An 11,952-nucleotide genomic window follows, 5' to 3' on the forward strand; every position below is an offset into this window, starting at 1 on the left:
TTGGACACGGCGCGATGACGCCCGTGACCGGGGAGGATGAGTGTGATGGCGCGACTCATCGACATCGCCGAGGCCGCCGGTGTGAGCGAGGCCACGGTCTCTCGGGTGCTCAACGGGCGATCCGGGGTCAACGAGGCCACCAGGCGTTCCGTGATCGAGACGGCCCGCCGGCTGGGGCGGGAGGTCGGCACCGCCGCCACCCGCTCCGGGCCGCTGGTAGGTGTGCTGGTGCCCGACCTCGACAACCAGGTCTTCACCTCATGGGCCGAGCGCATCGAGGCCGAGCTCTTCGCGCGCGGGGCCGACTGCCTGGTGGCCATGCGTGCCCGGACCGCTGAACGCGAGCGAGAGATCTTGCAGCGTTTCCTGTCGATCGGGGTGGACGGCATCATCGTCGTCTCCGGGCACCACGCCCAGGAGGGTGGCCCCATCGACCACTACCGCGAGGTGACCGATGCCGGGAGGCCCCTGGTGCTGGTCAACGGCGTGCGCCCGGACCTGGACGCCGCCTACCTGTCCACCGACGACGAGCACGCCGTGCGCGCCACCCTGCAGCACCTGGAGGACCTCGGCCACCACCGCATCGGCCTCGCGGTGGGGGACGAGCGCACCTGGCCGGTGCGCGAGAAGGTGCGGGTCTTCGAGGAGGCTTCCGCCGACAGCGACCGTGAGGAGCGCCCCGTCTCCTACACCGACTTCTCCTACGCCGGGGGCTACGAGGCCGCCCGCGACCTGGTCGCCCGCGGCGCCACCGCGATCATGTGCGGGTCCGACGTGATGGCCGCCGGCGCCCTGGAGGCCGTGCGCGCGATGGGCCTGGCGATCCCGGGGGACGTCTCCGTGGTCGGCTACGACGACGTGTTCTGGTCGGCCCTGACGAACCCGCCGCTGACCACCATGCGCCAGGCCGTGCCCGCCCTGGCTCGCGCGGCCGTGCGCGCCGCGCTCAGTGGCGGTGAGGAGTCCCGTCGCCCCTCCCGCACCTTGGTGGTGGTGCGGCCCCAGCTCGTCGTCCGCGGCTCCACCGGCTCCGCCCCCGAAGCCTGACCCGGGGCCGCGGACCGGGGGCTTCCTCGCCCCGGTTGGACGCCGCGAGCGACCCCGGCAACGCCGCACGGCACGGTATTCATCACCTGACTTCCATCCTTGGAAGGGAGTCGAGGAGAACCGGCTCCTCCGTCCGGATGTGCGATCATTTCGGGTTGCACCCCGGTGAACGTGTTCACTGAACATGTACACCACGGTCGGGGAGGTCCGATGCCCGGAACACGGCACGCACAGCGCGCAGGGACGAGTCGTCGGGTGATCGCCGCCGCCGCGCGACTGTTCTACGAGTGAGGCTTCGCGGCCACGACCCTCCGCGTCATCGCCACGGAGTGCGAGGTCAGCGTCGACACAGTGATGGCGGGGGACAAGAACGCCCTGCTGGTCCGGGGGTCGAAGGGCAGATCGCCCGCCTGCACGACGTTGCCGTCCCAGAGGTCGCGGGGTACGAGCCGGAGACGACCGGGTATGGTGCGCTGGACGTCGCGGACGCCATGCTCGGGCTGGTCGATCCCTTCCTGGGGATCCTGTTCGCGCACCCTGAGCTGTCCCGGTCGTATGTCGCGATCCTCGTGACGGGCCGCTATCCCTCCACCTTGTTCTCCGAGCTCACCAATCGGCTCACCGCCGACTTCCGGGCTGTGCTGCCGTCCTGCCCGGGTCGTCTACTTCCTCGCAGCCGCCGCCTCCCACCTGCGGGCGCGCTTCCTCGGACCCGCCTTCTGGGTGAACTGTCTGGGGATGCTGCTCCTCTCCATCGCCGTGCTGGTGCTCTCCCTGGCCTGGTGAGGCACCCGACGATCCGGTTGTCGTCGGTCACGTCGGAGGGGCGCGCGGGCGCCGATAGCATGGTGGGCATGATCGATACCGTCGCCGATGTGACCCCCGAAATCGCCCCCTCCAGCTACGGCGCCGCCCAGCGGCGCAGCGACGCGATCTGGCAGAAGATCGAGAGCGACCCCAGCGGCCTGCGCATGCTCACCGGTGACCGGCCCACCGGCGCCCTGCACATCGGCCACTACTTCGGCTCCCTGCGCAACCGCGTCCGCCTGCAGCAGGCCGGCGTGGAGACCTGGGTGATCGTCGCCGACTACCAGGTGATCACCGACCGCGAGATCCTCGGCGACATCCAGGGCTCCGTGCGCGAGCTGCTCACCGACTACCTCGCCGTCGGCATCGACCCCGAGCGCGCCACGATCTTCACCCACTCGGCGGTGCCCGCCCTGAACCAGCTCATGCTGCCCTTCCTCTCGCTGGTCACCCAGCCGGAGCTGGAGCGGAACCCCACCGTCAAGGCCGAGCTGGCCGCCGCCGGGAAGTCCGCGATGGGCGGGCTCATGCTCACCTATCCCGTGCACCAGGCCGCGGACATCCTCTTCTGCCACGGCAACCTCGTGCCCGTCGGCAAGGACCAGCTGCCCCACATCGAGCAGACCCGCGTCATCGCCCGCCGCTTCAACGAGCGCTATGCGGGCGGCGAGGAGTACTTCCCCGAGCCCGATGCGCTGCTCTCCGAGTCGCCGACGATCCTGGGGCTGGACGGCGAGAACAAGATGAGCAAGTCGCTGGGCAACACCGTCATGCTGCGGATGGACGAGGCCGAGACGCTCAAGAAGATCAAGAAGGCCAAGACCGACGCCGACCGGCAGATCACCTATGACCCCGAGAACCGCCCCGAGGTCGCAAACCTGCTCACGATCGCCGCGCAGTCCACCGGCCGCACCCCCGAGGACATCGCCGAGGAGATCGGCGACCGCGGCGCGGGGACCCTGAAGATCTTCACCGCCGAGGCCCTGAACGCCCACCTCGCCCCGCTGCGCGCCCGCCGCGCCGAGCTCGAGCAGGACCCCGGCCACCTGAAGCAGGTGCTGCGCACCGGCAACGAGCGCGCGAACGCCGCGGCCGACGAGACCCTCCAGCGCGTGCGCGAGTTCATGGGGATGGTCTACTGACCGCTCCCGCCGACGGGACGGGCCAGTGACCTGCGCAGGCAGGCCACGGGCCCGTCCTCGTCCGCGGCCGGTGCAGGGGCGGGCGAGCCCGGCGCCGGCTCAGAAGCGGCTCGAGCTGCCCGCGCCGGAGAACCCGCCGCCGCTGCTCGGGGAGTAGCCGGAGACGCTCGAGGTCGACGAGCTCGAGGTCGTGGGATTGCGGTGCTCCGACAGCGCCTGGCCCGAGGAGCCGTGCCAGGACGAGTACCAGGCCACGGGGCTCAGCCGCCAGAAGTCCTCGGAGCCCTCGCCCGCGACGGGGCTTCGCCCGTCGCGCCCCTCGAGCTCCGCGCGCAGCGCACGCAGCGAGCGGTAGCGCCGTCCGCGGCCCTCCGCCTCCTCCTCCAGCAGAGCCCGCTCCTCGTCGTCCTCCGCCTGGGAGTCGATCCGCGCCCGGGTCAGGGCCGCGACCGCGGCGGAGAGCTCCCGGGTGAGGGTGTCGAGCTCCTCGAGGGCGGAGTCGGGGTCGATCTCGTCGGCCTCCAGCCGCGCCGTCAGGGCGGTGATCTCCTGCTCGGTGTGCTCGCCCAGGTCCAGCAGCCGGTCGGCGAGCACCCGCTCCGTCCCCGACATCGCCCCGCGCTCTCCGCGCACCGTCCCGAGGCTCTTGAGGGAGTCGCGCAGGGGCAGCAGCTCCAGCTCCCAGCTGCCGCGCCAGCCGCCCATGCGGTGCAGCAGGTCCGCGGCGGCGAGGATCCGGTCGTCGGCAGCGTCCAGGGTCTCGACCTTGTCCTCCCAGCGGTGCGCCAGGTCCCGGTCCCGGCCGAGCAGCCCCCAGGAGCGGGAGCGCTCCTCGGCCGCGGGAACCTGCTCCCGCAGCTGCTCCGCCTCGGCGAACGTCTCCGTGTACCGCCCGTGATCCCGCACGACGGCCTGCGCGTACGGGGAGGAGTCGGGCAGGGTGCGCCCTGCCGCGTCGGTGAGGGCGCGGCGGGCGAGCACCTCGTCGTGGCGGATGCGCGTGCGATCCGCCCTCTCCCGGGCGCCGCGTCGCAGCCCCAGCAGGATCAGCACCCAGGCGCCGGCGAGGACGAGGACCGCGCCGGCGAGGATCTGCACGGCGGGGCGCTGCCACCAGGGGCGCAGCAGCAGCGCGGCGTACTCCTCGGCGCCGGCCTCGACCGACCGCTCCCAGTCCCCGTCCCGGGCGGGGCCCCGCATGGCGTCCTGGACGTCGGCGAACTGCTCCTCCGTGAGCTTCACGTCCTCCCCGCCGTAGCTGCCGAGGAACCGGTTCTCCGGGTCCAGGGCGAGGATCACCGTCCCGTCGGCCCAGTGCGACCCGTCGGCGGAGAGCAGCGAGGGGTCGGAGCTGCGGGCGTGGTCGAGCACCGCATCGTTCAGCGCCCTGTCGTCCGCCGGGTCCAGGTCGTGCTCGGTGACGTCCAGGACGAGCACGACCAGCCGCACCTCGGTGCGGAAGTCGATCTCCGCGAGGCGGTGCTCGAGGATCTCCGGGTCCACGGAGCGGGTGGTGTCGGTGACCTCGACGGAGGCCGGCGGCTCGGCGCGGGCGGGCGCGGGGGCGAGCGCCGCCGGCAGGAGGACGACCAGGAGCGCGAGCAGCAGCAGGACGGCCGTCGTGGGACGGCGGGTGCGGGGTGCGTCGAGAGCGGCGGAGGACGGACGCGACGTGGACATGAGGCGACCGTAACGGCTCGGCCGACGGGACGGGGGTCGACCTCCGTCGGTGTCGCGCCCTTCTCCCGTCGACCCGCGGAAGAACCCCGGGAGTCTCCGCGGCCGCTCCCGTCAGCCGCTCCCGTCGGCGTCCCGTGGGTCGCCCGTTGAACTCCCGGACCCTTCACGCCTCGCGCAGTTATGATCGACACAAGAAACCCTTGGCCCCGTACCGTGCGGGGCCCGACGAGGAGGTACCGCATGCCCGTCTACGAGAACGTCTCCGATCTGGTGGGCCGCACCCCGCTGGTGAAGCTCAACCGCCTGGGCGACGACGTCCGCGCGACCGTCCTGGCCAAGCTCGAGTTCTACAACCCCGCCAACTCCGTCAAGGACCGCATCGGCGTGGCCATGATCGACGCCGCGGAGCAGTCCGGCGAGCTGAAGCCCGGCGGGACCATCGTCGAGGCGACCTCCGGCAACACCGGCATCGCGCTGGCCATGATCGGAGGCTCCCGCGGCTACAAGGTCGTCCTGACCATGCCCGAGTCGATGTCCAAGGAGCGGCGGATGCTGCTGCGCGCCTACGGCGCCGAGCTGGTCCTCACCGAGGCCGCCAAGGGCATGAAGGGCGCGGTCGAGAAGGCCGAGGAGATCGCGGCGGAGACCGGCGCCGTGCAGGTCAAGCAGTTCGACAACCCCGCGAACCTCGACATCCACCGCCGCACCACCGCCGAGGAGATCTGGGCGGACACCGAGGGCGAGGTCGACGCGGTCGTCGCCGGAATCGGCACCGGCGGCACCATCTCCGGCATCGGCCAGGTGCTCAAGGAGCGCAAGGGCGAGGTGAAGGTCTTCGCCGTCGAGCCCGAGGAGTCCGCGATCCTCAACGGCGGCCAGCCCGGCCCCCACAAGATCCAGGGCATCGGCGCGAACTTCGTGCCCTCGATCCTGGACCGCGAGGTCTACGACGAGGTGCTCGACATCGACGCCGAGACCGCGATGGAGCGCGCCCGCTCCGTGGCCCGCGGCGAGGGCCTGCTGGTGGGCATCTCCTCCGGCGCCGCGATCGAGGCCGCCGCCCGCGTCGGCGCCCGCGAGGAGTTCGCCGGGAAGACCATCGTGGTGATCGTGCCCTCCTTCGGCGAGCGCTACCTCTCCACTCCGCTGTTCGCGCAGTACGCGGACTGAGGAAGGACGCCATGGCCGCCCTGGACCGGGTGATGGGCGTCGTCGCGAGCGTCCGGGAGGACCTCGCGGCGGCGCACCGCCGCGACCCTGCGGCGACCGACGACCTCGCGATCCTGCTGACCTCCCCGGGGCTGCACGCGATCTGGACCCACCGCGTGGCGCATCGGCTCTGGGCGCGCGGGGCGAAGCTGCCCGCCCTCGTCCTCGCCCAGGGCGCGCGCTCGGTGACCGGCATCGAGATCCATCCCGGCGCCACGATCGGCCGGCGCTTCTTCATCGACCACGGCATGGGCGTCGTGATCGGCGAGACCGCCGAGGTGGGCGACGACGTGATGCTCTACCACGGCGTCACCCTCGGCGGCCGGTCGATGGAGCGGGTCAAGCGCCATCCCACGGTCGGTGACGGCGTGGTGATCGGGGCCGGTGCCCGGGTGCTCGGCCCGATCACCCTCGGCGAGGGCGCCCAGGTCGGGGCCAACGCCGTGGTCGTCAAGGACGTCCCGGCCCGGGCGACCGCCGTCGGCATCCCCGCGACGATCCGCGCCGGCGCGGCGCATCCCGAGGAGCACACCGACCCGGCGATCTGGATCTGATCCGGAGCCGACGACCCGCGGGGCCCCTGGCCCCGCGGGTCGAGCGCGCCCGCCGGGACCGCTGCGCTCAGGCGCCGAAGGGATCGAGGAACGAGGTCCCGCCGACGCGGTGGAGGCGACGCTCCCAGGCAGGCAGCACCTCGTGCGCGTCCTCGGCCAGCACGTGGTCGAAGAGCTCCGAGGAGCCGTGCGGCGGAGCGATGTCCACCAGCACCGTCGTCGCCCCGTGCTCCCGGGCCAGCGGCGCGAGCTGCGCCGCGGGGAAGACGACCCCGCTGGTGCCGACGACGACGAGGAGATCCGCACGCTGCGCGAGGCGCATGGCGAGCTCGAGCTCCGCGGAGGGCAGCTGCTCGTCGAAGAGCACCACGTCCGGGCGGGTCGGCTCCCCGCAGCGCGGGCAGTGACCGGGCACGCCGTGGTCCTCGGGGGAGGACCCCTCGCCCGGCGCGAGCACCGCCCGCCAGTCGCAGCGCCGCCCCAGGCACACCGCGTGCAGGGCGCTGCCGTGGAGCTCGGCGACGACCTCGCTGCCCGCGGCCTGGTGCAGCCCGTCGACGTTCTGGGTGATCACCGGCGCACCGAGGCGGGCGATCGCCCGGTGCCCCGGAGTGGGGCCGTGCGCGAGCGCGATCGAGGCCATCCGCCCCCACACGGCCCACAGCTTCGGCAGCGAGCCCGGCAGCAGGGAGGCGTGCATCGCCTGCTCGGTCTCCGGCTCGAGGGCCCACAGGCCCTCCGGGCCGCGGAAGGTGCCCAGTCCCGTGCGGGCGCTGAGCCCGGATCCCGTGAGGAAGACGACCTCACGGTGCTCCGGTCCCGGGACGAAGGGAGCGGCCGTGCTCACCACTCCTCGTGCTCGCGGGAGTCCCAGGCGGCGTCCTCCCCGAGGTCGAGGGTGGCCAGCAGCGCACGGTCCTCGTCGTCCAGGGAGATCCCCTCGAGCGTCGCGTTGGTGCGCTGACGGGTCGGGTCCTGCGACTTCGGGATCACGACGATGTCCTGGTCCACGGCCCAGCGCAGCGAGATCTGCGAGGTGCTCACGCCGTGCTTCTCGGCGACGCGGCGCAGCGCGAACTGCTCGCCGAGGCCCTCGCGGCCGCCGAGCGGGCCCCAGGCCTGGGTGACGATGCCGTGCTCGCGATGGAAGGCGACGGCCTCCCGCCGCTGCAGGGCGGGGGAGAGCTGGATCTGGTTCACCTCGGGCGCGACGCCGGTCTCGTCGATCAGCTGCTGCAGCTGCTCGGGGCGGAAGTTCGAGACGCCGATGTGCTGGGTCAGGCCCTGCTCCTTCAGCTCGACGAGGGTGCGCCAGGTGTCCAGGGCGAGGCCCCGCGACGGGTTCGGCCAGTGGATGAGGGTCAGGGCCACGCGGGGCAGGCCCAGGCGGCGCAGCGAGCCGAGCAGGCCCTCGCGGGCCTCTTCCCGGCCCTGGTCGCCGCCGGCGATCTTGGTGGTGATCAGCGCCTCGTCGGGGTCCAGGCCGCTGTCGCGCAGTCCCTGGCCGACGGCGGCCTCGTTGCCGTACTGGGCGGCGGTGTCGACGAGCCGGTAGCCGGCGCGCAGCGCCGCCGCGACCGCGTCGGCGCCGCCCGTGCCCTTCATGCCGGAGGTGCCGAAGCCGATCAGCGGGAAGACGGTGCCGTCGGCGAGGGCGGTGGTGGGGATGGACAGCTCGGACACGGATCCTCCTGGATGACGGTGACGGGTGCTCCCAGCGTATCGATCATCCCGCCCCGGTGCTCTGCTAGCGTCCGGCACGACGAGGACGTCGACCCGCGAGGAGAGCGCAGCATGAGCAGCACCGGCACGGTCCCGACCCCGGAGGCGGCCCCCGCCGCGGGCGCCCACGGGGTGCACGACGAGATCTCGCCGCTGCGCACCGTCCTCGTCCACCGGCCCGGCCGCGAGCTCGAGCGGCTCACCCCGGACACCCGGGAGGAGCTGCTCTTCGACGAGGTGCTGTGGCGGGACCGTGCCGAGGCGCAGCACGACGAGTTCACCCGTCTCCTGGGCGACCAGGGGGTCGACGTCCTCCAGCTGCGGGACCTGCTCGTCGACATCGTGCGCGACGCGGGGCTGCGGGAGCACCTGCTCGTCCGCGCCCTGGACCCCGCCGTGCTCGGCGACATCGCCGTCCAGGACCTCCGCGGAGGGCTCGCCGACCTCGACGCCGAGGCGCTCGCGGACGTGCTGATCGGCGGGATCACCGTCGGCGAGCTGAGGGCGCTCGGGGCGGAGCCGCGCTCGATCGCGCTGCAGCGGGTGGGGGAGGAGCACCTCGTGCTCGACCCGCTGCCCAACCACCTGTTCACCCGCGACACCTCCGCCTGGATCGGCGACGTGGTCTCGGTCGGCGCCATGCGCCGCTCGGCCCGGCGACGGGAGAGCCTCCACCTGGAGATGGTCTACCGCCACCATCCGCGCTTCGCCGGGACCGGCGGTCCGCGCCGCCTGCTCGGCCGCGACGGCGCCGGGGCGGCGACCGTCGAGGGCGGCGACGTGATGATGCTGTCCCCGCGCACGGTCGCGATCGGGATGTCGGAGCGCACCAGCGCCGTCGGCGTCGAGCGCCTCGCCGCCGCCCTCCTCGCCGACGACGCGGTGGACCGGGTGATCGCGATCGCGCTGCCCCACCGCCGCGCGATGATGCACCTGGACACCGTCACGACCGTCGTCGACGAGGAGTCGATGCTGCGCTTCGGCCCCCTGCCGGCGCTGGAGACCTTCGAGATCGAGCGGCTCGGCGACCGGCTGGTCTCCCGGGCGCGGTCGGCCGACGAGATGGACGAGGTGCTCGCCCGCGGGCTCGGGGTCCCCTCGCTGCGGGTGCTCACCCCGCCGCTGGACGCCTACGCCGCCGCGCGCGAGCAGTGGGATGACGGGTGCAACGTGCTCGCCCTCGCCCCGGGGAGGGTCGTCGCCTACGAGCGGGCCGCGGCGACCAACGACTACCTCCGCGCCCAGGGGGTGGAGGTGCTCGAGTTCGCGGGCGACGAGCTGGGGCGCGGGCGGGGCGGTCCGCGCTGCATGAGCTGCCCCGTCGCCCGCGGCTGAGCGCCGTCGCGGTCGAGCGGTTGAGCGCCGCCGCGGCCGATCGCGGCCGAGCGCGGCGCCGTCAGCGACGCGTCGGGGGCGGCGGGTCCTCCGCGGTCTGCAGGGTCGTCTCCTGGGCGGGCAGCGGCTCGCGCAGCGAGCGCTCCAGCAGCAGCTGCTGGGTGCCGAACTCCTCGAGCCCCTTGCGCACCGTGAACCCGAGCTTGCGCAGCAGGGCGACGCTGCGCTTGTTGCGGGTCTGGCTGATCGCGATGACGACCTCGTCCTCGAGCTCGCGGCGCGCCCAGTCCAGCAGCGCGATGCAGGACTCCGCGGCGTAGCCCAGACCGGTCCACTCGGGCAGCAGCGCGTAGGACAGCTCCAGCTCCCCGCGGTCGTAGTCCAGCGTGATCGAGCCGATCATCGTGTCGTCCTCGGCCAGGGCGAGCACCCAGCGCCCCCAGGTGATGCCCAGCGGGGAGAGCTCGAGCGCCTGGCGGGAGGCGTAGTCCACCGCGCCGCCGAGGTACTCGCGGGTGACCGGGTCGGTCATCAGCCGGATCAGCGCGGCGCGGTCGGCGTCGCCCGGCGGCCGGATCACGAGTCGGGGACTGCGGATCCGGACGGGCCACTCGGCGGAGCCTTCCTTCGTCACGACCACCACGGTACAAGCACCGGGGCCCGTCGCGCCCCGCCGGGGTCCCGCGGCGCCGTGGCAACGGGGTGCGACGAGGTCCGCGAGGCGTGCCCGGGTTCGGTATGGTGAGCCTGCGGCACATCGGCGTGCCGCCGAGCGTCGGTGCCCGGTCCCGCACCGGGCCTCGCGAGTCGGTCAGGACGAACAGTCACGCAGTCCCCGGACGAGTAGGAGCACCATGGTCGACCAGGACCTTCGCAGCACGGCACTGGAGGCGGTCCACGAGTCGCTCGGAGCGACGTTCACGGACTTCGCGGGCTGGCGGATGCCGGTCCGCTACGACTCGGACCTCGCTGAGCACCGGGCGGTGCGCGAGAGCGCCGGCCTCTTCGACCTCAGCCACATGGGCGAGATCCACCTGCGCGGGCCGCAGGCGGGCGAGGCCCTCGACCACGCCATGGCCGGCAAGCTCTCCGCCGTGACCGTCGGCCGCGCGAAGTACACCCTGCTCCTGACCGAGCAGGGCGGGGTGATCGACGACGTGATCGTCTACCGGCTCGCCGAGGACCGCTTCCTCGTCGTCGCCAACGCCTCCAACGCCGTCGTCGACGCCGAGGAGATCCGTGCCCGCGTCGCCGGCTTCGACGTCGAGGTCGACGACGCCTCGGACCGCACCTCCCTGATCGCGGTGCAGGGCCCCGCCGGCGAGCAGATCCTGCTGGACCTCCTGGCCGCCGAGGACTCCGGCGTCGAGGGCGTCACCGCCGAGGACATCACCTCGATGAAGTACTACCGCTTCGCCGAGGGCACCTACCGCGGCGGCGACCTGCTCGTGGCCCGCACCGGCTACACCGGCGAGGACGGCTTCGAGCTGTACGTCGGCGACGACTCCGCCGAGGAGCTCTGGAACGCTCTCACCGCCGTCGGCGGGGACCGGGTCGTGCCCTGCGGCCTCGCCTGCCGCGACACCCTCCGTCTCGAGGCCGGCATGCCGCTGTACGGCAACGAGCTGAGCCGGGACCTGCTGCCCGCCCAGGCGGGCATGGGCCGCATCGTCGCGCTCTCCTCCAAGGGCGACTTCGTCGGCCGGGAGGCCACCGAGGCGGCGCAGACCGAGGGACTGCCCGTCCTGGTGGGCCTCGCGGCCGAGGGCCGCCGGGCCGCCCGCGCCGGCTCCGCCGTCCGCGACGGGGAGGGGAACGAGATCGGCGCCGTCACCTCCGGCGTGCTCTCGCCGACCCTCGGCCATCCCATCGCACTGGCCTACATCGACCCCTCCCACCGCGAGGTAGGCACCGAGCTGGTGGTCGACGTGCGCGGCAAGGACCTGCCGGTCCGCGTCGTCGAGACGCCCTTCTACCGCCGCGGCTGAGCGGCTCCGAGTTCCCCGACCGTCCCCAGGAAGGACCAGAGAAATGTCCGCAGAACTCCTCTACAGCAAGGACCACGAGTGGGTCCGCGTCGAGTCCGACGGCGTCGCCGTCATCGGCGTGACCGACTTCGCCGCCGGGCAGCTCGGCGACGTCGTCTACGTCGACCTGCCCGAGGCCGGCTCCGAGATCACCTCCGGCACCGAGATGGGCGAGATCGAGTCGACCAAGTCCGTCTCCGATCTCTTCTCGCCGATCAGCGGCACCGTCTCCGAGACCAACCAGGCCGTCGTCGACGAGCCCGAGCTCGTGAACTCCTCGCCCTTCGAGGAGGGATGGCTGATCAAGGCCACCTTCGAGGCGCTGCCCGACGACCTGCTCAGCGCCGAGGAGTACAAGGCCCTCACCCAGTCCTGAGCATGCAGGGGCGGCCCGGTGCCGGGCCGCCCCGCGCCCAGGTCACGACCCCG

11 protein-coding genes are annotated in these 11,952 nt (G+C 73.1%); 7 read left to right on the plus strand and 4 right to left on the minus strand.

From position 1 onward, the window contains the following. Positions 1–45 precede the first annotated feature (45 nt). Positions 46–1,047: a LacI family DNA-binding transcriptional regulator gene (locus A4A78_RS12200; protein ID WP_062949567.1), complete on the plus strand. Its 1,002-nt coding sequence runs from the start codon at positions 46–48 to the stop codon at positions 1,045–1,047. Positions 1,048–1,901: 854 nt separating this feature from the next. Next, positions 1,902–2,996 (plus strand): tryptophan--tRNA ligase, encoded by a 1,095-nt coding sequence (gene trpS / locus A4A78_RS12210; protein WP_062949888.1) that lies wholly within the window; start codon positions 1,902–1,904, stop codon positions 2,994–2,996. A gap of 99 nt (positions 2,997–3,095) precedes the next feature. Here trpS and A4A78_RS12215 read toward each other — a convergent pair whose 3' ends face one another. After that, positions 3,096–4,676, minus strand: coding sequence for a DUF5129 domain-containing protein (locus A4A78_RS12215; RefSeq protein ID WP_062949571.1), 1,581 nt, complete (start codon positions 4,674–4,676; stop codon positions 3,096–3,098). 240 nt (positions 4,677–4,916) lie between these two features. Here A4A78_RS12215 and cysK point away from each other — a divergent pair, with 240 nt between their 5' ends. Beyond that, positions 4,917–5,846: a cysteine synthase A gene (gene cysK, locus A4A78_RS12220; RefSeq protein WP_062949573.1), complete on the plus strand. Its 930-nt coding sequence runs from the start codon at positions 4,917–4,919 to the stop codon at positions 5,844–5,846. Positions 5,847–5,857: 11 nt separating this feature from the next. Further along, entirely contained in the window at positions 5,858–6,439 is a 582-nt protein-coding gene (gene epsC / locus A4A78_RS12225) for a serine O-acetyltransferase EpsC (protein ID WP_156488616.1), read from the plus strand. Between the two features lie 67 nt (positions 6,440–6,506). Here the strand turns inward: epsC and A4A78_RS12230 are convergent, their stop codons facing one another. Then, positions 6,507–7,286 (minus strand): Sir2 family NAD-dependent protein deacetylase, encoded by a 780-nt coding sequence (locus A4A78_RS12230; RefSeq protein WP_062949575.1) that lies wholly within the window; start codon positions 7,284–7,286, stop codon positions 6,507–6,509. Next, entirely contained in the window at positions 7,283–8,122 is an 840-nt protein-coding gene (locus A4A78_RS12235) for an aldo/keto reductase (RefSeq protein ID WP_062949577.1), read from the minus strand. Before A4A78_RS12235 ends, A4A78_RS12230 begins: the two co-directional genes overlap by 4 nt. Positions 8,123–8,233: 111 nt before the next feature. On the opposite strand from A4A78_RS12235, the gene A4A78_RS12240 reads away from it, so the two are divergent. Further along, a complete protein-coding gene (locus tag A4A78_RS12240; RefSeq protein ID WP_062949579.1) occupies positions 8,234–9,496 on the plus strand; it encodes an arginine deiminase in 1,263 nt (420 codons plus the stop codon). A 61-nt stretch (positions 9,497–9,557) separates the two neighbouring features. Here A4A78_RS12240 and A4A78_RS12245 read toward each other — a convergent pair whose 3' ends face one another. Beyond that, positions 9,558–10,130: a GNAT family N-acetyltransferase gene (locus A4A78_RS12245; protein WP_231881030.1), complete on the minus strand. Its 573-nt coding sequence runs from the start codon at positions 10,128–10,130 to the stop codon at positions 9,558–9,560. Between the two features lie 220 nt (positions 10,131–10,350). Here A4A78_RS12245 and gcvT point away from each other — a divergent pair, with 220 nt between their 5' ends. Next, positions 10,351–11,484 carry a glycine cleavage system aminomethyltransferase GcvT gene (gene gcvT / locus A4A78_RS12250; RefSeq protein ID WP_062949583.1) on the plus strand — a complete coding sequence of 378 codons (1,134 nt, stop codon included), beginning with the start codon at positions 10,351–10,353 and terminating at the stop codon, positions 11,482–11,484. Positions 11,485–11,527: 43 nt separating this feature from the next. Next, positions 11,528–11,899 (plus strand): glycine cleavage system protein GcvH, encoded by a 372-nt coding sequence (gcvH, locus tag A4A78_RS12255; protein WP_062949585.1) that lies wholly within the window; start codon positions 11,528–11,530, stop codon positions 11,897–11,899. The last annotated feature ends 53 nt before the right edge of the window (positions 11,900–11,952 follow it).

The organism is Brachybacterium sp. sponge (assembly GCF_001613775.1).
Taxonomy (GTDB): domain Bacteria; phylum Actinomycetota; class Actinomycetes; order Actinomycetales; family Dermabacteraceae; genus Brachybacterium; species Brachybacterium conglomeratum.